The sequence below is a fragment of the Klebsiella sp. CN_Kp097 genome, assembly GCF_040064495.1.
GTDB lineage: Bacteria > Pseudomonadota > Gammaproteobacteria > Enterobacterales > Enterobacteriaceae > Klebsiella > Klebsiella aerogenes.
Window position 1 is genome coordinate 76,509 of record NZ_JBEAIL010000020.1, and the last position, 21,425, is coordinate 97,933.

At 58.1% G+C, this 21,425-nt stretch carries 15 protein-coding genes; 3 read left to right on the forward strand and 12 right to left on the reverse strand.

Features of this window, described 5'->3' with window-relative positions:
• Position 1: 1 nt before the first annotated feature.
• Positions 2-1,468, reverse strand: coding sequence for an IMP dehydrogenase (guaB, locus tag ABLV07_RS17455; RefSeq protein WP_015370334.1), 1,467 nt, complete (start codon positions 1,466-1,468; stop codon positions 2-4).
• Positions 1,469-1,626: 158 nt separating this feature from the next.
• On the opposite strand from guaB, the gene xseA reads away from it, so the two are divergent.
• The 3 genes from xseA to ABLV07_RS17470 all read left to right on the forward strand — a co-directional run bounded on the left by xseA (position 1,627) and on the right by ABLV07_RS17470 (position 4,444).
• Positions 1,627-3,000 (forward strand): exodeoxyribonuclease VII large subunit, encoded by a 1,374-nt coding sequence (xseA, locus tag ABLV07_RS17460; RefSeq protein ID WP_020078184.1) that lies wholly within the window; start codon positions 1,627-1,629, stop codon positions 2,998-3,000.
• 80 nt (positions 3,001-3,080) lie between these two features.
• Entirely contained in the window at positions 3,081-4,109 is a 1,029-nt protein-coding gene (locus ABLV07_RS17465) for a M4 family metallopeptidase (protein ID WP_046883457.1), read from the forward strand.
• Positions 4,106-4,444 (forward strand): protealysin inhibitor emfourin, encoded by a 339-nt coding sequence (locus ABLV07_RS17470; protein WP_015703164.1) that lies wholly within the window; start codon positions 4,106-4,108, stop codon positions 4,442-4,444. Before ABLV07_RS17465 ends, ABLV07_RS17470 begins: the two co-directional genes overlap by 4 nt.
• Here ABLV07_RS17470 and ABLV07_RS17475 read toward each other — a convergent pair.
• The 11 genes from ABLV07_RS17475 to ABLV07_RS17525 all read right to left on the reverse strand — a co-directional run bounded on the left by ABLV07_RS17475 (position 4,441) and on the right by ABLV07_RS17525 (position 21,372).
• Positions 4,441-4,656 carry a zinc ribbon domain-containing protein gene (locus ABLV07_RS17475; RefSeq protein ID WP_015703165.1) on the reverse strand — a complete coding sequence of 72 codons (216 nt, stop codon included), beginning with the start codon at positions 4,654-4,656 and terminating at the stop codon, positions 4,441-4,443. The two genes, ABLV07_RS17470 and ABLV07_RS17475, sit on opposite strands and share 4 nt — an antisense overlap.
• Before the next feature lie 117 nt (positions 4,657-4,773).
• Entirely contained in the window at positions 4,774-6,252 is a 1,479-nt protein-coding gene (der, locus tag ABLV07_RS17480; RefSeq protein ID WP_015370328.1) for a ribosome biogenesis GTPase Der, read from the reverse strand.
• A gap of 113 nt (positions 6,253-6,365) precedes the next feature.
• On the reverse strand, positions 6,366-7,544 hold the full coding sequence (gene bamB / locus ABLV07_RS17485; protein WP_063443143.1) for an outer membrane protein assembly factor BamB: 1,179 nt from the start codon (positions 7,542-7,544) through the stop codon (positions 6,366-6,368).
• 10 nt (positions 7,545-7,554) lie between these two features.
• Positions 7,555-8,175 (reverse strand): YfgM family protein, encoded by a 621-nt coding sequence (locus ABLV07_RS17490; protein ID WP_045377550.1) that lies wholly within the window; start codon positions 8,173-8,175, stop codon positions 7,555-7,557.
• A gap of 34 nt (positions 8,176-8,209) precedes the next feature.
• Positions 8,210-9,484 (reverse strand): histidine--tRNA ligase, encoded by a 1,275-nt coding sequence (hisS, locus tag ABLV07_RS17495; RefSeq protein WP_047063701.1) that lies wholly within the window; start codon positions 9,482-9,484, stop codon positions 8,210-8,212.
• A gap of 89 nt (positions 9,485-9,573) precedes the next feature.
• Positions 9,574-10,695, reverse strand: coding sequence for a flavodoxin-dependent (E)-4-hydroxy-3-methylbut-2-enyl-diphosphate synthase (ispG, locus tag ABLV07_RS17500; RefSeq protein ID WP_015370324.1), 1,122 nt, complete (start codon positions 10,693-10,695; stop codon positions 9,574-9,576).
• 26 nt (positions 10,696-10,721) lie between these two features.
• On the reverse strand, positions 10,722-11,720 hold the full coding sequence (gene rodZ / locus ABLV07_RS17505; protein WP_015370323.1) for a cytoskeleton protein RodZ: 999 nt from the start codon (positions 11,718-11,720) through the stop codon (positions 10,722-10,724).
• A 274-nt stretch (positions 11,721-11,994) separates the two neighbouring features.
• Positions 11,995-13,161, reverse strand: coding sequence for a bifunctional tRNA (adenosine(37)-C2)-methyltransferase TrmG/ribosomal RNA large subunit methyltransferase RlmN (locus tag ABLV07_RS17510; RefSeq protein ID WP_015370322.1), 1,167 nt, complete (start codon positions 13,159-13,161; stop codon positions 11,995-11,997).
• A gap of 350 nt (positions 13,162-13,511) precedes the next feature.
• Positions 13,512-13,943 carry a nucleoside-diphosphate kinase gene (gene ndk / locus ABLV07_RS17515; RefSeq protein WP_004866348.1) on the reverse strand — a complete coding sequence of 144 codons (432 nt, stop codon included), beginning with the start codon at positions 13,941-13,943 and terminating at the stop codon, positions 13,512-13,514.
• Between the two features lie 160 nt (positions 13,944-14,103).
• Positions 14,104-16,428, reverse strand: a complete 2,325-nt coding sequence (pbpC, locus tag ABLV07_RS17520; RefSeq protein WP_015370321.1) for a peptidoglycan glycosyltransferase PbpC — start codon at positions 16,426-16,428, stop codon at positions 14,104-14,106.
• Complete coding sequence (locus ABLV07_RS17525) at positions 16,429-21,372, reverse strand: alpha-2-macroglobulin (protein ID WP_045367518.1); 4,944 nt, start codon at positions 21,370-21,372, stop codon at positions 16,429-16,431. It abuts the gene before it with no gap.
• Between the last annotated feature and the right edge of the window lie 53 nt (positions 21,373-21,425).

The window sequence follows — 21,425 nt, forward strand, 5'->3', positions numbered from 1 at the left end:
ATCAGGAGCCCATGCGGTAGTTCGGGGATTCCTTGGTGATCGTCACGTCGTGAACGTGGCTCTCCTGGATGCCCGCGCCGCTGATGCGCACGAACTCTGCTTTGGTACGCAGTGCGTCAATAGTACCACAACCGGTCAGACCCATACAGGAGCGCAGGCCGCCCATCTGCTGGTGAATGATCTCTTTCAGGCGGCCTTTATAGGCAACGCGGCCTTCGATACCTTCCGGTACCAGTTTGTCAGCGGCGTTATCGCTCTGGAAGTAACGGTCGGAGGAACCTTTGGACATCGCGCCCAGGGAACCCATACCGCGGTAGGATTTGTAAGAACGGCCCTGATAGAGCTCGATTTCACCCGGGGATTCTTCGGTACCGGCCAGCATGGAGCCAACCATCACCGCGGCGGCGCCTGCGGCAATCGCTTTTGCGATATCGCCGGAGAAACGGATACCGCCATCGGCGATAACCGGAATACCGGTGCCTTCCAGCGCTTCAACCGCGTCGGAAACGGCGGTGATCTGCGGAACGCCTACGCCGGTAACGATACGGGTAGTACAGATGGAGCCTGGGCCGATACCCACTTTCACCGCGCTGACGCCAGCTTCCGCCAGGGCACGAGCACCCGCGCCGGTCGCCACGTTACCGCCGATGATTTGCAGGTCAGGATATTTAGCGCGCGTTTCGCGAATACGCTGCAGAACGCCTTCGGAGTGACCGTGAGAGGAGTCGATCAGCAGAACGTCAACGCCTGCGGCAACCAGCGCGTCAACGCGCTCTTCGTTACCGGCGCCAGCGCCAACGGCTGCGCCAACGCGCAGACGACCGTGCTCGTCTTTACACGCATTCGGTTTACGTTCCGCTTTCTGGAAATCTTTTACGGTGATCATGCCGCGCAGGTGGAAGCTATCATCCACTACCAGCGCTTTTTCTACGCGTTTTTCGTGCATTTTCGCGAAGACCACTTCACGGCTTTCACCTTCACGCACGGTGACCAGGCGCTCTTTCGGCGTCATATAAACGCTGACCGGCTGATTCAGGTCGGTAACAAAACGCACGTCGCGGCCGGTGATAATGCCGACCAGTTCGTTGTCTTCGGTCACTACCGGATAACCGGCGAAACCGTTACGTTCGGTCAGTTCTTTCACTTCGCGCAGGGTGGTAGTCGGCAGAACGGTCTGTGGATCGCTTACCACGCCGGATTCATGTTTCTTCACGCGACGGACTTCTTCAGCCTGGCGCTCGATTGACATGTTTTTATGAATAAAGCCGATGCCGCCTTCCTGGGCCAGGGCAATTGCCAGGCGCGCTTCAGTTACGGTATCCATCGCCGCGGAGAGCATAGGAATATTCAGGCGAATAGTTTTCGTCAGCTGCGTGCTGAGATCGGCGGTATTCGGCAGAACGGTAGAATGAGCGGGAACAAGGAGGACGTCGTCAAACGTCAGGGCTTCTTTAGCGATACGTAGCATGGGCAATATCTCGACCAGGGTGGATAAATATTGCCGTGGCATTATACAGAGCGTAACCGATTGCATCCACCCTTTTTTGCAAATAATACTTGCGATCCCCTCTCAGCGCGTTACTATCGACTGAATAACCTGCTGATTTAGAATTTGATCTTGCTCACATGTTGCCATCTCAATCCCCTGCAATATTTACGGTCAGCCGCCTGAATCAGACGGTTCGCTTACTGCTGGAACGCGAAATGGGCCAGGTATGGATAAGCGGCGAGATCTCTAACTTCAGCCAGCCCTCTTCCGGCCACTGGTACTTCACCTTAAAAGACGATAACGCTCAGGTGCGCTGCGCGATGTTTCGCAACAGCAACCGTCGCGTCACATTTCGCCCGCAGCATGGCCAGCAGGTGCTGGTTCGCGCCAACATTACCCTTTACGAGCCTCGCGGCGACTACCAGATCATCGTCGAAAGCATGCAGCCCGCCGGTGAGGGCCTGTTGCAGCAAAAATATGAGCAGCTCAAGGCGCTCCTGACGGCAGAAGGGTTATTCGATCAAAGCCACAAGCAGGCGCTCCCCTCTCCCGCGCACTGCGTTGGCGTCGTCACCTCCAAAACCGGCGCCGCGCTGCATGATATCTTACATGTGTTGAAACGCCGCGATCCCTCGCTGCCGGTGATTATCTACCCGACGGCGGTGCAAGGCGATGATGCGCCGGGGCAAATCGTGCGCGCAATAGCATTAGCCAACCAGCGCCAGGAATGCGATGTGCTGATCGTCGGGCGCGGCGGCGGTTCGCTGGAAGATTTATGGAGCTTTAACGACGAACGGGTCGCGCGGGCAATTTTCGCCAGCCGCATTCCGGTAGTGAGCGCCGTCGGCCATGAAACTGACGTCACTATCGCCGATTTCGTCGCCGACCTGCGTGCGCCGACGCCCTCTGCGGCAGCAGAGATCGTCAGCCGCAATCAGCAGGAACTGTTGCGTCAGCTACAGTCCGGCCAGCAGCGCCTGGAGATGGCGATGGATTACTTCCTCGCCAACCGCCATCGCCGCTTTACTCAGCTGTTTCACCGTTTACAGCAGCAACATCCTCAGCTGCGCTTAGCGCGTCAGCAGACCGAACTGGAGCGCCTGCGTCAGCGGATGCGCTTTGCGCTGGAAAGCCAGCTCAAACGTGCCGACCAGCGCCAGCAGCGCGCCGTGCAGCGGTTGAATCAGCAAAACCCGCAGCCGCGCATCCATCGCGCGCAGTCGCGTATTCAGCAACTGGAGTATCGTCTGGCGGAAAATATTCGCGCCCGCCTGAGCGAGCAGCGCGAGCGTTTCGGCAATACCGTGACGCATCTGGAAGCCGTCAGCCCGCTGGCGACGCTGGCTCGCGGCTACAGCGTCACCTCAGCCGGCGATGGCAAAGTATTGAAAAAAATCAAACAGGTGCAGGCTGGCGATGTCGTGACTACCCGGCTGGAAGATGGTTGGGTCGAAAGCGAAGTGACAGCCATCACTCCGGTGAAGAAAACGCGCGCCCGCAAAAAAGTCTGATTATCCGCCCGTTTCATGCGGGGATAACTATACTGCTGTCATGCCCTTTTAAAACCGTTCATCCGGCCAGGGAGCGTGATATGCCAGATACTCGTCCTCGTTTCGTGATTCCACCCTACATTTTACGCCGCATTGTCGATCATGGCTCCGCTCAGCAACAGCGCTGCGCGCAGCAAACGCTGAGCCATGTACAAACCCTCATGGCGCATGTGCCGGGCCGCCCCGCTGCCGCCCATGTCGCCATGCCAGGCCAGCTTGAGCGCGACATTTACGATGCCAGGCAGACTCAGGAACTTCCAGGGAGCCAGGTGCGTTTTGAAGGACAGCCTTCCAACGGCGATGTCGCCGTCGATGAGGCCTATGATTATCTCGGCATCACCCATGATTTTTTCTGGAAGAGCTATCATCGTGATTCGCTGGACAACCGCGGATTGAAGCTGACCGGCAGCGTCCACTATGGTCACGAATATCAAAATGCCTTCTGGAACGGGCAACAAATGGTGTTTGGCGACGGTGATGGCGAGATCTTTAATCGTTTTACTATTGCTATTGATGTGGTGGCGCACGAGTTAAGCCATGGCGTTACGGAGAGCGAAGCCGGGCTTATCTATTTCGAACAATCCGGGGCGCTCAATGAATCGCTTTCCGATGTTTTTGGCTCGCTGGTCAAACAATATCAGCGCCAGCAAACGGCAGACAAAGCAGACTGGATAATTGGCGAGGGGCTACTTGCGAAAGGTATTCACGGCCAAGGTCTGCGTTCGATGTCGCACCCGGGAACCGCCTATGATGACCCTATTCTTGGCAAAGACCCACAACCCGCCCACATGAAAGATTTTGTGCATACCCAGCAGGATAACGGCGGCGTGCATATTAACTCCGGCATTCCTAATCATGCTTTCTATCTCGCCGCCATCGCGCTGGGTGGTTTTGCATGGGAAAAAGCGGGATATGCCTGGTATGACGCGGTTTGTGATAAATCGCTGGCAAAAGACGCCGATTTCCCGGCCTTTGCCAAACTGACGATTCATCATGGCGAAAAACGTTTTGGTAAAGAGACCGCCGAGGCGATTCGAAAGGCCTGGGAGGATGTTGGAGTCACATCATGAACGAGGCAGACCTCAGCGATGACGCGATTATTGAGCTGGCCCGCGAAGGTGGCGTCGCTTGGATCCCGACGCTGAGCGGCATGCGTAAGATTGTCGTGGCGCAGCTTAACGAACAGCAAAAACAGCGCATCGCCGCAATACTGCAGCAGTCGTTGCCGCTCGGCAAGCCGCCGGGGCAGCCGGATTCTCCAGGTAGCGGCGACCAGCGTTTCTTTCGCATCCAAATAATCAGCGCCCAGCACTATCACAGCCTGATCATTCTCATCCCGGAAGAGCGGGCGCCGGAGGCGCTGGTTGAACTCTGGCGAAATGGTGAAGGCTGCGTTAGCGATTAACCGAGCACAAATTCGACGCGTTTTTTCGAAATCAATCCGTGGCCGTGCTGGCAGAAATAATCCACCGCGCCGCAGGCCTTCAGTACTTCCAGCGGCTGATGGCAGTCCGGGCAGCGGGCCTCTACAGCAAACTCTTTCTCACAGTGCGCGCAATGCGCGCCGTTGCCTTGCGTTTCCAACCGGGCATGGCAAATCGGGCAATTGAGTTCCATGGTGCCTCCTTCTCATAATGAATAGCATGAGTTTATCACGTCATACGTCAGCGTTGCTGACCCGCGAAGCGTTGAATAGGGTAGATAAAAAAAACCCGCCAGCGGCGGGTTTCTGCATTATTTACTTTTCTTGATATGCTTAATCAAGCGCTTACGCTTACGCATCTGGTTCGGCGTCAGGGTATTGCGTTTATTGGCAAACGGGTTTTCCCCTTCCTTGAACTGAATACGGATCGGCGTACCCATGACATCCAGGGATTTACGGAAGTAGTTCATCAGGTAACGCTTATAGGAATCAGGCAGGTCTTTCACCTGGTTGCCGTGAATCACCACGATCGGCGGGTTATAACCGCCGGCGTGCGCATACTTCAGCTTCACGCGGCGACCGCGTACCAGCGGCGGCTGATGGTCTTCTGCTGCCATGGTCATAATGCGGGTCAGCATGGCGGTACCCACGCGACGGGTGGCGCTGTCGTAAGCTTCGCGCACCGATTCGAACAGGTTGCCGACGCCGCTGCCGTGCAGAGCGGAGATAAAGTGCACGCGGGCGAAGTCGATGAAGCCCAGACGGAAGTCGAGGGTTTCTTTCACCTGCTCTCTCACTTCCTGGCTCAGGCCATCCCATTTGTTGACCACGATAACCAGGGAACGACCGCTGTTAAGGATAAAGCCCAGCAGCGACAGATCCTGATCGGAGATACCTTCACGGGCATCAATGACCAGCATCACCACGTTGGCGTCTTCAATCGCCTGCAGCGTCTTGATGACTGAGAATTTCTCCACGACATCGGTAATTTTGCCGCGCTTACGCACGCCGGCGGTATCGATCAGCACGTATTCGCGTTCATCGCGCTGCATCGGGATGTAGATACTGTCGCGGGTAGTGCCTGGCATATCGTAGACCACCACACGGTCTTCGCCGAGAATGCGGTTAGTCAGCGTTGACTTACCGACGTTCGGGCGGCCGACGATCGCCAGCTTAATCGGGAGATCTTGCGGGTTGAAGTCGTCTTCCGGTTCTTCAACTTCTTCGCCGTTTTGCTCGGCTTCAAACTGCGCCCAGTAGGCGGCGTCTTCATCCACTTCTTCCTGCGGATTAACCTCATCTACCCACGGTAGCAGCACGTGTTCCAGCAGGCTGGTAACACCGCGACCATGCGAAGCGGCGATCGGATAAATATCGCCCAGCCCCAGCGACCAGAAGTCGGCCATCGCCTGATCGACGTCGATGCCGTCGGTTTTGTTCGCCACCAGGAAGGTCGGTTTTTCTCGAGAACGCAGATGTTTGGCGATCGCGGAATCCGCCGGCATCAGGCCCGCGCGCGCATCAACCATAAACAGCACCACGTCGGCCTCTTCAATCGCCAGCAGAGACTGTTCCGCCATCCGGGTTTCCACGCCTTCTTCCGTACCGTCGATACCGCCGGTATCGATACAGATAAATTCGCGGCCTTCCACTTCAGCACGACCGTACTTACGGTCGCGAGTCAGCCCCGGGAAATCCGCGACCAACGCGTCACGAGTGCGCGTTAAGCGGTTGAAGAGCGTGGATTTTCCAACGTTAGGGCGCCCGACAAGCGCGACCACAGGTATCATGTTAAATGCCTCATACAAATTGCAATACAACCTCATTTTACGAGGTTTTTTAAAAAGTCAAAACGGCCCCTGTCTGTCAGGAGCCGTTTATTAAAGCGATACTACCGCGCGAGTTAACGCGTGATCGAATACAGCGTACCGTCTTTGGCCTGGATAAGCAGGCGACCGTCGGCGATAACCGGGTCGGTCAGGAAACCGGAGCTATCGACTTTCTGCTGCGCCACAAAGTGGCCATCTTCCGGATTAATCCAGTGCATGTAACCTTCGCTGTCGCCTACCACCAGGCTGCCGTTATACAGCGCCGGAGAAGTCAGCAGACGGTGCAGCAGATCGCTCTGGGTCCACAGCGTTACGCCGCCATCGGTGGTCAGCGCCAGCAGACGGTCATTCTGATCGACCAGATAGATACGGTCGCCGTCAACGATGAAATCGTTCACAGAACCCAGTTCGCGTTTCCAGATAATCTGGCCGCTGCGCAGATCCAGCGCGGTCAGGTTGCCATTATAAGCCAACGTATAAACAACGCCATTAACGATAACCGGCGTGGTGTCAACGTCGTTCAGACGGTCGATTTCAGTCGGGCCGGTGGCCGTAGAAATACGCTGCTGCCAAATCATCTGCCCTTGCTGCATCAGCACGGCGCTGACGCGACCGTTGTCACCGCCGACAATCGCCGCGCCATAAGCGGTGGCCGGAGCGGACTCACCGCGCAGGGAGAGCGCAGGCATGTCCAGGTTCACGGTCCATTTTACCGTGCCGTCGGTTTCGTTCAGCGCCTGCAGCTGACCGTTGCTGGTATGCACCAGTACCATGCCATCGCTAACGACCGGACGAGAAATCGCTTCACCCGCCACACGGCTCTGCCACGCGACGGTACCGTCGCTGGTATTCAGCGCGAACAGCTGCGCCTTTTCAGTACCAACATAAACGTGGCCGCCGGAAACGGTCAGCCCGCCGGAGAGCAGCGCCGGGGCGCGCGAGAACCACCCGTCTTTTTCCGCCAGGTTCACCGACCAGACTTCTTTACCGTCTTCAGCGTGCAGCGCTTTCACGGTGCCTTTACGGTCAGCCGCATACACAACGCCGTCGGCAAAGGCCGGGTGCAGGTTGGAATAGAAATCACCGATACCATCGCCAACTGAAGTGCTCCAGGACGTGGACGGCGTAAACTGGTTTTCCACCGTCGGCAGAGGTGACATTTTCACCACATCTTCTTCACTGTTAAACAGCGAGCAACCGCTCAGTAAGGTGACGGAAAGCAGCCCTGGCAAAAGTAATTTACGCAATTGCATCGAGTCCCTCTCAGATGGACAAATTATTTATTTTCATACGCATCATTTCGCTGAGCGCTGGCGATGCATCGCTTTTCACGCCTGCTTCCCAGGCCGCGCGGGCACCCTGCTTGTCGCCTTTGCTCAGCAGAATTTCACCGCGCAAATCGGCAACGATAGCGGTCCAGCCTTCGCCTTTAATGCCTTCCAGGGTTTTCAGCGCCGCATCCGGCTGCTTAAGCTGCAGCTGTACGCGGGCCAGACGCATATTGATAACCGATTTCAGGTTATCGTCAGAGGCGGCCGCCAGCCCTTGTTGCAGCTGCTTCTCCGCGCCCTGCAGATCGTTTTTATCGACCAGACGCTGCGCGAGCTCCAGCGATGCGAACGCGCCATAGGTGTTTTTGCTGTCGGCGGCGAATTTCTCCGCTGCGGTCAGGGTTTCAGGCGAACCTGACTTCAGCGCGGAAATGGCATTCTCATAGGCCAGAGAGGAATCCCGGGCCGAATCCAGCTGATGGGAAGTCCAGTAGCGCCAGCCAACCAGCGCGCCGATCCCTAAAATCACCCCGACGGCCAGCGCTTTACCGTTCTCGGCAAAGAAACGCTTGAGGGCGTCGACCTGCTCGTTTTCGTTGTTGAAAGTTTCCACGCAGTCCTTCTCCTGACTAATAGTTTCCGGGAAATTAACCCAGAAGTGTGCGCAAATGCGCGGCAACGCTATCCTGCGTTACGGTAGTTTGCTCACCTGAGCGTAAATCCTTCACTACCACGTTTCCGTCAGCAATTTCTGACTCACCGACCACCAGCGCGACCCGCGCGCCCCACTTGTCAGCGCGGGCGAACTGCTTCTTAAAGTTACCGCCGCCGTGGTTAGTCATCAGCTTAACGCCGGGCAGCGCATCGCGAACCTGCTCAGCCAGACGCATTGCTGCGGACTGAGTATCGGTACCGGAGGCTACCAGGTATATATCGACAACAGGATCGGCTTTAAATTCCGGATTGACTGCCTGAACCAGTAAAACAAGACGTTCCAGGCCCATCGCAAAGCCAACGCCCGGCGTTGCGCGTCCGCCAAGCTGCTCTACCAGACCGTCATAACGGCCGCCGGCGCAGACGGTACCCTGCGAACCGAGGCTGGTCGTGACCCACTCAAATACGGTGCGATTGTAATAGTCGAGCCCGCGCACCAGGCGCTGGTTGACGGTATAGCGAATTCCAGCGGCGTCGAGCAGCGCGCACAGACCGGCGAAGTGTTCTTTGGACTCGTCGTCCAGATAATCGCCCAGCGCCGGCGCATCGTTCAGCAGCACCTGCACTTCCGGATTTTTAGAGTCCAGCACGCGCAGCGGATTGGTATACATGCGGCGTTTGCAGTCTTCATCGAGCTTATCTTTGAATTGTTCCAGATAGGCAACCAGCGCGTCGCGATAGGCGGCACGCGCCTCCAGCGAACCGATGGAGTTCAGCTCAAGGCTGACATGATCGGAAATGCCCAGCTCGCGCCACCAGCGCGCGGTCAACATGATAAGCTCAGCGTCGATATCCGGGCCCTGCAGGCCAAAGACTTCCGCGCCAATCTGATGGAACTGACGGTAGCGCCCTTTCTGCGGACGCTCGTGGCGGAACATCGGCCCCACGTACCACAGACGCTGTTCTTGATTGTACAGCAGACCATGTTCGATGCCGGCACGTACGCAGCCCGCCGTTCCTTCCGGACGCAGCGTCAGGCTATCGCCATTGCGGTCTTCGAAGGTATACATCTCTTTTTCAACCACGTCGGTCACTTCGCCGATCGCGCGTTTGAATAACGGGGTCTGCTCTACAATCGGCAAACGAATTTCGCTGTAACCGTAGCTACCGAGCACCTGCTTCAGTGAGCCTTCAATGCGCTGCCAGAGAGCGGTTTCGCCCGGCAGATAATCGTTCATGCCACGGATGGCTTGAATGTTCTTTGCCACGTTTATTCTCTTTATATATAAAAATGAACCCCGGCGCCTTGCGCCCGCAGGTTCAATCATACACGGGAAGCGTATTGCTTCCCAACACGTTATTTTGCTTCAACCTGCTGAACTTCAATACGACGCGCTTCATCCAGCATGGTGGCTTTCGCACGGATACGCGCTTCCAGCTGGTCGATCATGTCGTTGTTGTCCAGTCGGTCTTTGCGAACGCCGTCCTCGTACAGGCCGCTTTTCTTGTTGCCGCCAGTGACGCCGAGAGTGGAAACCAGCGCTTCGCCAGGGCCGTTAACCACACAGCCGATGATCGAAACATCCATCGGAGTGATGATATCTTCCAGACGCTGCTCCAGCGCGTTCACCGTACCGATGACGTCAAACTCCTGACGCGAGCAGGTCGGGCAAGCGATAAAGTTAATACCGCGAGAACGGATGCGCAGCGACTTCAGGATATCGAAGCCAACTTTGATCTCTTCCACCGGGTCGGCGGCCAGCGACACGCGCAGGGTATCGCCGATCCCTTCAGACAGCAGCAGACCTAAACCGATCGCGGATTTTACCGCGCCGCTACGCGCGCCGCCGGCTTCAGTGATCCCGAGATGCAGCGGTTGATCGATCTGCTTCGCCAACAGACGATAGGATTCAACAGCGAGGAAGACATCTGAGGCTTTTACGCTAACTTTGAACTGATCGAAGTTCAAACGATCGAGATGATCGACGTGACGCATGGCGGACTCTAACAGCGCCTGCGGCGTCGGCTCGCCGTATTTTTCCTGCAGATCTTTTTCCAGCGAACCGGCGTTGACGCCGATGCGGATAGGAATGTTTTTGTCGCGCGCGCAGTCCACAACCATGCGGATACGCTCTTCGTTACCAATGTTGCCAGGGTTGATGCGCAGGCAATCAACGCCATATTCCGCGACTTTCAGCGCGATACGGTAGTCAAAGTGGATATCGGCGACCAGCGGGACGTTGACCTGCTGTTTGATGAGCTTGAAAGCTTCCGCTGCGTCCATCGTCGGGACGGAAACGCGGACGATGTCCGCGCCTACGCGCTCCAGCGCTTTGATTTGATTTACCGTCGCGGCCACATCGGTGGTGCGAGTATTGGTCATCGACTGTACGGCGATGGGAGCCCCATCGCCAATCGGCACATTACCAACGTAAATGCGTTTGGACTTTCTACGTTGAATTGGAGCCTGGTTATGCATGAAAAATCTCCCGCGTTACCCGTCTGTTACTGCGCCGGTGATTGTTCGGCATTAAGGGTCAGACGCGCAACCTGGTTAGTTCTGATAAAACGACTCAAATCGACTGGTTTGCCCAGATACTGAATTTGTACCGCAGCCGGGGCGCCGATTTTCAGCTTATACGGCGCCTGACCGCTCAGGTTCAGGTTCCCGCCTTTACGCTGCAGGCCGCTGAACAGTTTCTTACCGGTCGCATCGCTCACTTCCAGCCAGCAATCGGCGCTAAAGTTCATCACCAGATCCTGAGCGGAAGCCGTCGTCGCGGCATTCGCCTGATCGGTCGGCAATGCGGAGGTCGGGGCTGGCGCAGCCGGCGCGGCGGCGGCGGTATCAACGTTAGCCTGCGAAGGAGCGACCACGGCGTTGTTATCCACCGGCGCGGAGGTCGCCGCTGGCGCGCTTGGCGCAGGTGCGGTGGAGGTATCGACCGGCGCGCTATTGGCATTGGCTGCCGTCGTATCCGGCGCGTTATTCGCCGAGCTGGTATCCAGCGGAATTGACTGGCTGCCGCTATCGCTACTGTTCAGATCGCTGGTGGATTGATCGGCCATGCTGGTGATCTCTTCCTGCTGCGCTTTGTGGTCTTGCCACCACCATGCGCCGCTCAGGCCGATAACCACAAACAAAATCAGCCAGGTAAAGCTCATCAGCCAACCGTCGCGTTTTTTGCGACGTTTACCCAGCGAGAAGCTCTGCATCGGCGCCACTTTGGCGGCGCGAATCGGCGCTTGCTTCGCCATCATCGGCAGCAGTTCTTCTTCCGGAATATGTACGAGGCGAGCGTAGGAACGGATATAGCCACGCAGGAAGGTCGAAGCGAGATCGGCTGGCGCCTTATCTTCTTCAATATCACGAACCGTGGAAACCTTCAGGCATAAGCGTTCAGCCACCGCTTGCTGGCTGAGTCCGAGTTGTTCGCGGGCGTTACGCAGGCGCGCGCCCGTAGAGTTTGCTTCTTGATGGTCTTGAGTGGCTTCAGTATTCATTCGCTACAACTACTGGTACGTGAAATTTAAAGTTCAGCGCGGGAAAGAGCCTGCGCCGCGAGACACTGCTCAACGTCAACCGACAGTATAAGGCTGTCCGGGCGACTATCACAGAGACTTATCAATATTGAATGCTAAGCGGTTGTTGTACCGCTACATACTGCCTCAAAGTCGACAAAAACGCACCGTAATTATTAACCGAATCAGCGTATTTCGCCTGGCAATTCGACATATTTATGCAGCGCGCAGCGAAAGCTGTGCGCTGCATAACTTATCAGACGGCTTTCACGTCGATCGCTTCGCCCTGCATACGCTTACGCAGCGTACGTTTGGTACGGTCGATTACGTCGCCCGCCAGCTGGCCGCAGGCAGCATCGATATCGTCGCCGCGGGTTTTACGCACGATGGTGGTGAAACCATATTCCATCAGCACTTTGGAGAAACGATCGATACGGCTGTTAGAACTACGGCCGTACGGCGCGCCCGGGAACGGATTCCATGGGATCAGGTTGATCTTGCACGGCGTATCTTTCAGCAGCGCCGCCAGTTCATGGGCGTGCTCGGTACCGTCGTTGACGTGATCCAGCATGACGTACTCGATAGTCACACGACCCTGGTTGGCGTTGGACTTCGAAATATAGCCGCGCACCGAGTTCAGGAAGGTCTCAATATTGTACTTTTTGTTAATCGGTACAATTTCGTCGCGGATGGTGTCGTTCGGCGCGTGCAGAGAAATCGCCAGCGCAACGTCGATCATGTCGCCGAGTTTATCCAGCGCCGGCACCACGCCGGAGGTAGACAAGGTCACGCGGCGTTTGGAGAGACCAAAACCGAAGTCATCCAGCATGATTTCCATCGCCGGAACGACGTTGTTGAGGTTCAGCAGCGGCTCGCCCATGCCCATCATTACCACGTTGGTAATTGGACGCACGCCGGTAGTCTTCACCGCGCCGACGATTTTCGCCGCGCGCCAGACCTGGCCAATAATTTCGGAAACGCGCAGGTTACGGTTGAAGCCTTGCTGAGCGGTGGAGCAGAATTTACATTCCAGCGCACAGCCAACCTGTGAAGAGACGCACAGCGTGGCGCGGTCTTCTTCCGGGATGTATACCGTTTCAACGCGCTGATCGCCAACGGCAATCGCCCACTTAATGGTGCCGTCGCTGGAGCGCTGCTCTTCAACGACTTCCGGCGCACGGATCTCGGCGACTTCCTTCAGTTTGCCGCGCAGGACTTTGTTGATGTCGGTCATTTCATCAAAGTCATCGCAGCAGTAGTGATACATCCATTTCATCACCTGATCGGCGCGGAAAGGCTTCTCGCCCATGTTTTTGAAAAACTCGCGCATCTGCTGACGGTTTAAATCCAGCAGGTTGATTTTGGCATCTTTATTCGGCACCGTCAGAGCGGCGGTATCAGGTGTGACAATTTGTTCAGACATAATTTTTCCGGCCTCGTTATTACACGTTATGGCCCCAGGTGGGTTGAAAAAGAAACGCCCCGGAGAGCGACTGCTCGTCCGGGGGCGCTATATTCTACAAATTCTGGCGCATCATTGCCACGTTTGCACAAAGCAATGATAAAAAAATCTGTAACTGCGTACTTAATCCTCTAAGGCTTTTCGATTGTCAGGCCAACGCCGCGACGGTCGAAAAGACGAGGGGCGTATCTCCAAAGTATTTCAGGTCACCGCGAGGCGGCGAGTTCGCAAATCCCCGGGAGCATAGATAACTATGTGACCGGGGTGCGCGAATGAAGCCAACAAAGCGGTGGCGTGAAAGACGCAGGAGATTAGCGAGTGCGCGGGCAAACCTCGCCTTCAGCAAAGAAGAACGCGATTTCGCGAGCAGCGGATTCTACAGAGTCGGAACCGTGGGTGCCGTTCTCGGTGAAGCTGTCAGCGTAGTCAGCGCGCAGGGTACCGGCCAGGGCGTTGTCCGGGTTGGTGGCGCCCAGCAGGTCACGGTGACGCTGAACCGCGTTTTCGCCTTCCAGTACGGAAACCACGATCGGGCCGGAGGTCATGAACTCAACCAGACCGTCAAAGAACGGACGACCTTCGTGCTCAGCATAGAAACCGCGAGCCTGCTCAACGGTCAGATGCAGCATTTTGGTGCCGACGATTTTGAACCCTGCAGCTTCAAAGCGAGAAAAGATGCTGCCAATAACGTTTTTTGCCACCGCGTTTGGTTTGATGATGGAAAAAGTACGTTCAATAGCCATGATTACCTCTAATTAAATGTTCTGTTGTTGCACATACGATCGTATGGCCTGGCGCGCATTATAATGAGCAACGTCGGCGATGCCTACGGATGAAGGTAACATTTTGTTAAAATAAGATGAGTATTAGCAACACAAACCGCCAACAACAGATTTACCCTGTTTATTGTAGGGTGAAATTAGCGGCCGCCGTTTGCCCTGCCTCATCCATTACCACCAGTTGCCACTCGCCGGGTTTATCTAGCGTAATTGTCGTTCTTACGCCTGTTGCCTCTAATGGTTCGCCGTTAATAAACCACCAGCGTCGCCCTTCCCCACCGCTCGTTTGTACGGGTAACATCACCCGCGCCTCGCCCGGCAGTCGTTTTATCACTGCGCCTTCGCGGATGCCGGAAAGCACCAGCGGCGCGGCATCCTGAGTCTGCAGCGGCGGACACGCCTTCGATGCCGTACCCAGCCGCGCCCGGCGGCGCTCGCTAACCGGCAGCCAGGGTTCCAGCGGCAGCGGCCAGACATCAACAGAAGTTTCTGTCGCGCCCGGACAATCCGCGGCGACCCTTTCTCCTGCTGCGTTACGCCAGACCGGGAAGCGGATACCGCGCACGCCCTCCTGACCCGGTAGCAGCAGCGTCGGCGGCTGGCTGGCGTCCAGAAGCCAGCTGGCTAAACGCCTGCGGCAGTTACTATCGCCAACCGGCAGATCCTGCCCGCCGGGCCAGCAGACAGTGCCGCGGCTCACCGACTGCGGACGCGGGTCGACCGGCAGCCCGCCGCGGCTCATTAACGGACGCGCCAGCAGCATATTATTGACCTGGTTTAACAGCGGCACGGCGCTGGCAAAACCAAACTGCCCCACCACCGGCGTACCGTCTGGCCGTCCGGTCCAGATGCCAATCAAATAACGCGCGTTGAGGCCTACCGCCCACGCATCGCGATAACCGTAGCTGGTACCGGTTTTCCACGCCAGCGGCACCGCCTGCGGCAGCGACGCATCGGGTAATGGCTGGGCTTCGCCTGCCAATATCCGCCGGGTGATCCACGCCGCGCCTGGCGACATTAGCGCCCTTTCCACCAGCGGGTCGTCGGGCTTCATGCGCAGCCGCGCCGCCTTGCCATGGCGGGCGAAGGCGCCATATGCCGCGACAATATCTTCCAGCCTCGCTCCGGCGCCGCCGAGGATCAGCGACAGATTCGGTTCGGCGCCGGCGGGTAGCATCAGAGGGAGCCCGGCATTGCGTAAATTAGCCGCAAAGCGTTTTGGTCCATAGGCTTCGAGCACCTGCACCGCCGGGAGATTCAACGAACGCACCAGAGCCTCGCTGGCGCTCACCGGGCCATGAAACCCGCTGTCGAAATTACCTGGACGATAATCGCTAAAGCGCCGTGGCACATCCTGTAATAGCGATGCCGGGTGAATCAGCCCGTCATCCATCGCCATCGCGTAGATAAAGGGTTTCAGCACCGACCCCGGCGAGCGCACCGCCGAGACCATATCAATGTGGCCGAAGCGGCTATCATCGCGGATATCCGCCGATCCCACCCAGCCGCGGACTTTCATATCGGTGTGATCGACGACGACAATCGCCAGTGAGCTGCGCGGCGGCAGACGTGATTTCCAGTTCATCGCCAGATCTTCAAGCTGCCGCTGGAGCCCGGCATCGAGCGTTGTCGTCACCTTTTCATCACCGCTTGTCGCCAGCACCCGGCGCGCAAACAGCGGCGCCAGCTGCGGCATCTGCCGCGGAAAAAGCCACACCGGCTCTTCCATCGCTTCCTGTACCGCTCGTTGCGGCCAGACGCCCTGGCTGAGCATCCTCTCCAGCACCTTATCGCGAGCCGCCTGCGCCCGCTGCGGCCAGCGGTCCGGGCGTAAACGGCTCGGCGCCTGCGGCAGCACGGCCAGTAGCGCCGCCTCGCCGTAGCTAAGCTGAGCGGGCGGTTTACCAAGATAAGCCCAGCTAGCCGCGCCGATCCCCTGCAGGGTGCCGCCAAACGGCGCGCGGTTCAGATACAGGGTAAGAATTTCGCTTTTTGACAGATGCCACTCCAGCTGCAGCGCCCGCCATAGCTGGCGTAGCTTGCCACCGAAGGTGCGCGGATGAGGGTCGAGCAGACGCGCGACCTGCATGGTGAGCGTGCTGCCGCCAGAAATCACCCGCCCGGAAGTGAGATCCTGCCAGGCGGCACGCAGCACCGCGAAGGGATTGACCCCCGGATGTTTCCAGAACCAGCGGTCTTCATACTGAATGAGCGCCTGCAGATAGCGCGGCGAAACGTCGGCGATGGTGACCGGATAACGCCAGACGCCCTGCGCATCGGCAAAGCGCCAGAGCGGCGTGCCGTCTTCCGCTACCACCACGCGGGCGGGGGTGACTTCATGCAGCGGCAGCGGCCACAGACGATCGGCCAGCAGCACCGCTAACCACAGCAGAAAAATAAACGCCGCCAGCCAGCGCCAGCGGCGTTTTATGCGAGGTAATGCGCGCATTTACGGCGTAACGGTAAGCGGGCCGCTGGCCGTTCCGGTCGCCCGCCACTGCGGTACATACATCGACTCCACCTGCGGTTGCGGAACCTGATAGGTGCCCGGCGTCACCGCCCGCGCCAGATAGACCAGCGTCACCGGCTGACCTTCATTGATGGCGACGGCGGCGACAAAGCGGTCATCGCGGAACTCGATATGCTGAATATCCGCCTGCTGCATCTGGTTAAGCAGGTTTTGTACCGCTTCGCCATTCTCCTGCAGGCTGGCGCTGCTATTAGCCAGGTTCTGGTTTTCCAGCTCAAGTCCCGCCGGCAGCAGATCGACCACCAGCGCGTCAGGAACGTTACGTTTGGCGGTCACCTCCAGCTTGACCAGCACCAGTTCACCGCTGCGCAGCGAAGTCAGCGATTTCTGCTGACCGTGGGTATCGAAAATAGCACGTTCAATCCCCAACACGTTGCCGCCCGGCTGTGGCGCGCTTTGCGGATAACCGCTGCTATCGAGGCGCAGCCACAGCGGCTGATTGCCGGTATTCGTCACCTGCAGCGCCGCCAGCCGATCGCCGTCGAGATTGCGGGTTTGCGCTTTGTCGCTGGCAAGCGGCTCCGCCTGCAGCGAGGTTTGCGCCTGCCAGTTGCCCGGCAGGTCGGCAAGCGTACGCCCGGCAAGGAACAGCGCGTTGGTTTCCTGCGTCGACAGCCAGCGCTGACCGAAGGCCTCTTCCGACAAGCTGCTCAACAGCTGGTTTTGCACCTCTGGCAGCAGCTTATTCTCTTCCAGCAGCGCCAGCTTCAGCGCATCATCGCGAAGTTGGCTGCCGTAATCGCCCAGCCAGCGATTCTCATCCTGGCGCGGCGTGGTAACCGCCAGCTTCATGGCCTCTGCGCCGCGCGGCGCATCCCCCATGGTTTTCAGCGCAATACCGAGTTGCAGCAGCGGCAATCCAGAACGCGCCTGTTCGTGACGGCTCCAGATTTCACGCAAGGCGCCGAGCGGCGCTTTTTGCTGGCGCGCCAGCACCAGCGCGGCATATGCCTGAGCGGCAAAACGGCTGGCCTGGGCATCGTCGCTGTAGCGCACGGTCATCAAACCCGGTTCCTGTAGATAGCGCAGCAGGCGCTCGTTGCCCTTATTAATCGCGTTGACCGGCACGCTATAGCCCTGCTCACCCGCGCGGACGAGGAAGTCCATGGCGTAGGCGGTCAACCAGTACTCTTCCGGGCCGGCTTTATCCCATAGCGCAAAGCCGCCATTTTCCAGCTGCATCTGCAGCAGGCGCGAGATACCAACATCGACCGCCGCGCGGCGTTTCTCATCGCTATCGCCGCTGATGCCCAGCGCTTTTAGCTGCGCCGCGCTGGTGTACAGAGAAGGGAACAGGCCGCTGGCGGTCTGCTCAAGGCAGCCATAAGGATAGGCTTTCAGCTCGCGAATATAGCGGGCGAGATTCAACGGCGGTTTACCGCTGAGCAGCAGTTGGCCCTGCAGCGTTTGCGGGGCAAACCCCTGACTCTGCGCCGCCGGCGCCTGCCAGCTTTCGCCAGGTTGTAGCACCGCGCCGCTATTGACGGTCTGTGCCGGGAATGCCGGACGTACGCCGATTTTCCACTGTTTTTGCAGCGGCGCGAAGGTTTCGCCCGGCAGGCTCAGACCGCTGATAGTGGCGTTGACCTGACCATCGCCGAACCCCGCTAACGCGGTCACCGGCACAAACAGCGTGCTGCGCGCGCCCGGCGCCAACTGTACCGGCGGCAGTTGGCCCTCGGTCAACGTGACCAACCCGCTGGCGGTAAGATGTACCTGCAGGGTTTGCGGTTTGTCGGTCAGATTGCTGAGATCCAGCGCCAGACGCGTGGCGTCGCCGCTGGCGAGGAAACGTGGGGTATTTAGTTCCGCGATAACCGGGGCGGCTACCACCACTTTATCTTCGCTGCTGCCGAAGTCGTCTGCCGTCCACGCCTGCGCCATCACCCGCAGCTCGCCGTTAAAATCGCCGATGGGTAATGTCACCGAGCCTTCACCCCGATCGTCCAACACTACCGGCTGCGCCTGCTGAGCGACGATCGTCACGTGATTAACCGGCGGTTTGCCGCCGCGTTTTAACTCGTCGCCATCGCCGCCGAAGCGCAGACTGGCTAATCGCCCTTGCCCTTCGATCACCTGACCGTAGATGTCATAAATATCCGCGCCGTAACGTTTCTGGCCGAAGAACGCGTTCCACGGATCCGGCGTAGCGTAATCGGTAATATTCAGCACCCCGCTATCCACCGCCGAGAGCAGAACGTTAACCTGTTTCGGCACCTCGCCCTCTTTAACGCTGGCCTTCACTTTCACCGTCAACGGCTGATTCGGGCGCATTTTCTCCGGCGCTTCCAGCGCCAAAGACAGACGGCGGTTTTCATCGCCCAGCGGCAGATGCAGCAGGCCGACCGCGCGTTTCGGCGTCGCCGATCGCGATTTATCGCCGGGGCGAACCACCAGCGTGCTGAGGTAGAGATCGTGGCGATTCCAGGCTTTATCCACCGGAATAGACAGATCCATGCCCTCCGCCGGGACGTCAATTTCCTGCCACCACAGCGGCCCTTCGCTGGATTCGACCATCGCGTAGCCTTTACCCGCCGCCGGGGCGGCAATATGCAGCTTGATGGTGTCGCCCGGTTTATAGCCAGGTTTGTCGAGCTTCATCGTTACGCGATCAGGACGCGCCGCGCCGGTGCCTTCGCTGTTATCCTGCCAGCTATAGCCCGCCCAGAAGCGCACGCTGCTGACAACGTCATCCGGCCCTTTCACCTCCAGACGATACGAGCCCCACTCTACCGGGAAACTCACTTTACCGGTCTGCCCGGCCTGCAGATCCAGCGACGTTTCGCCCTCCTGCAGATCTTTTTGATCGAACTGCGACTGCCAGCCTTCGCTATCGGACCAGTTCCAGTAGTAGTCGCGACGCTCGCGGATCAGCCGCACCTGCAGACCGGAGACCGCTTTTTTCTCGCCTTTGGCATCGGCATAGACGATGTCAAACGCGGCGTTACTGTTTTCATCGACTACCGGCTGTTTCACCGTGGTATCGGTGCGGTAGTCGTAAACGTCCTTCAGCGTAAATTGCGGACGGATCCCCGGCAGTGCCTCGGCAGGCCAGATCGGCTGCTGTACGGTACGGGTCACCGGACGGCCGCCGGATTCCAGCAGGCTAGCCTGCAACACGACCTGCAGCGGCGAATGGCTATCCTGCCACTGGCTCGCGGTGGTCACTTCGCCATGGCCTTTTTCATCCAGCGTCAGCTGGACTTCATCGAGGCTACGGGAGAGGTTTTCTTCCGCGATATCGCCGAACTGGAAGCCCGGCAGCGCGGCGACGGCATCGCGTAGCGGACGCAGGAACAGTTTGCCCTGCAGCTGATTGCCGCTGGCCGGCGCGCCGTAGAGATAAGCGCCGCTGACGCTAAAGGCGACGTCGGCATCCGGGGCGATAGGCGCGGCCTGCGGCGTCAGATTCAGCGCCATGCGTTCGGGCATAAAGTCTTCGACGTGGAAATCCCACTCGCGGGGTTGATTATCGCCGGTGCTGGCGCGAATGTGCCACATACCGGTGGCCGCGCCGCTGTCGAGCGGATAAGTAAACTGATACAGGCCATTGACCGGTTTGCTCATCACAGAGCGAATCACCTGGCCATCCGGCTGCACCACTTCCAGCTTCACCGGCTGCTTCGCCAGCGGTTTACCATCGCCGTCGCGCAACAGCGCGTTAAGGATAACCGTTTCCCCCGGGCGATAGAGATCGCGCGGGCCAAACATAAAGAACTGTTTACTGAAGCCAGGGGCGCCAGCGATGGAGAACTCCGCCAGATCCAGCGCCGGCAGTTTAAGGTCAAGCAGCGTCGTCTGCCCGTCTTTACGCGCCAGCAGCAGCGCCGCTTCTTTATCGGTTTGCAGAGTAACATGGCCCTGGCTATCGCTTTTCGCCTGCGCCAGCGTCTGCCCTTTGGCGTTTAGCAGTTGCACTTCAATATCCGACTGCGCGGCGCCATTTTCGAGGCTCTGGGTGAAGACATCGAGCCGGTTGTGGTAGCGATGCGCCGAGACGCCGATATCGCTGAGGGTGAACAGCGTTGCCGCATTACTGTAGCTGTAATGACCGGCCGGATTCATCACCGCCACATAGACGCCCGGCTGCTGGAGAGGCTTGATGTCGTTAAGCGGCAGCAGCAGCTTTTCACGGGTATTACGCGCCGGGTTGAGATCGAAGCGCCCGCTGTAAACCAGATCGGCCATCTTCAACAGTTCGTCAGATTCCCAATTGCTTAACGAGTTACGGTATTCCCACTGACTGACGAAGGCCGAGAGTGATTCCGGCTTGATACGGAAGAAATTAACATCGACATTGTCGACGTTCAGCGCCATCACTGGCAGCCCGGCGACCACTTTCCCCGGCAGCAGCGAACCGCGGCTGGCGAAACCGACGCTCGGCGCGATATCGCGAGTAGCGATGGTTTTTTCAAAAGAGCTGCCGAGGGTGGCGTCATTGAGGGCAATGAGCGTTGGGTCAACAGTGACGATCAATTCACGCTTTGGCTCGAGGTGGCGCAGACGCAGCTCTTTGAGATTCGGCGCCAGCTCCCACGCGCCGTCAACCTTGCCGCTTTTCTTATCGACCAGATGGACGCTGTGGGAGAAATCTTGATCCGGTTTGAGCGGAATGGAGAAGGTCAGCACCAGCGTCGCTGCGCCATCTAGCTGCACTTCAGAAGCGTCGAGCAACGTCAAAGCCTTGCCCTGGCTTTTTTCTTTTAACGTCGCCAGCTGCGCGCTATCCGGCTTTTTCGCGCTATCGGCGGCGCCTTTATCGGCCGCCGATACGGCCTGTGGTTCACCGCTGTTATCGCAGCCGCTTAATGAGAGCGCGGTAAGGAGCGCTAACGATAGCGCCGCTAAACGAAATGGTTTCATCCTTCTAACCCCTCGGCCCAGAGCCTGATGCAATCAATAACGTTCTATTATGC

Excerpts from the sequence above, each read along its gene's own strand:
- ABLV07_RS17470 (WP_015703164.1), top strand. The coding sequence starts at position 4,106 with ATGAACGAGGCAGACCTCAGCGATGACGCGATTATTGAGCTGGCCCGC.
- ABLV07_RS17465 (WP_046883457.1), top strand. The coding sequence starts at position 3,081 with ATGCCAGATACTCGTCCTCGTTTCGTGATTCCACCCTACATTTTACGC.
- guaB (WP_015370334.1), bottom strand. The coding sequence starts at position 1,468 with ATGCTACGTATCGCTAAAGAAGCCCTGACGTTTGACGACGTCCTCCTT.
- xseA (WP_020078184.1), top strand. The coding sequence starts at position 1,627 with ATGTTGCCATCTCAATCCCCTGCAATATTTACGGTCAGCCGCCTGAAT.
- ndk (WP_004866348.1), bottom strand. The coding sequence starts at position 13,943 with ATGGCTATTGAACGTACTTTTTCCATCATCAAACCAAACGCGGTGGCA.
- pbpC (WP_015370321.1), bottom strand. The coding sequence starts at position 16,428 with ATGCGCGCATTACCTCGCATAAAACGCCGCTGGCGCTGGCTGGCGGCG.
- rodZ (WP_015370323.1), bottom strand. The coding sequence starts at position 11,720 with ATGAATACTGAAGCCACTCAAGACCATCAAGAAGCAAACTCTACGGGC.
- ABLV07_RS17510 (WP_015370322.1), bottom strand. The coding sequence starts at position 13,161 with ATGTCTGAACAAATTGTCACACCTGATACCGCCGCTCTGACGGTGCCG.
- ispG (WP_015370324.1), bottom strand. The coding sequence starts at position 10,695 with ATGCATAACCAGGCTCCAATTCAACGTAGAAAGTCCAAACGCATTTAC.
- der (WP_015370328.1), bottom strand. The coding sequence starts at position 6,252 with ATGATACCTGTGGTCGCGCTTGTCGGGCGCCCTAACGTTGGAAAATCC.
- bamB (WP_063443143.1), bottom strand. The coding sequence starts at position 7,544 with ATGCAATTGCGTAAATTACTTTTGCCAGGGCTGCTTTCCGTCACCTTA.
- ABLV07_RS17525 (WP_045367518.1), bottom strand. The coding sequence starts at position 21,372 with ATGAAACCATTTCGTTTAGCGGCGCTATCGTTAGCGCTCCTTACCGCG.
- ABLV07_RS17475 (WP_015703165.1), bottom strand. The coding sequence starts at position 4,656 with ATGGAACTCAATTGCCCGATTTGCCATGCCCGGTTGGAAACGCAAGGC.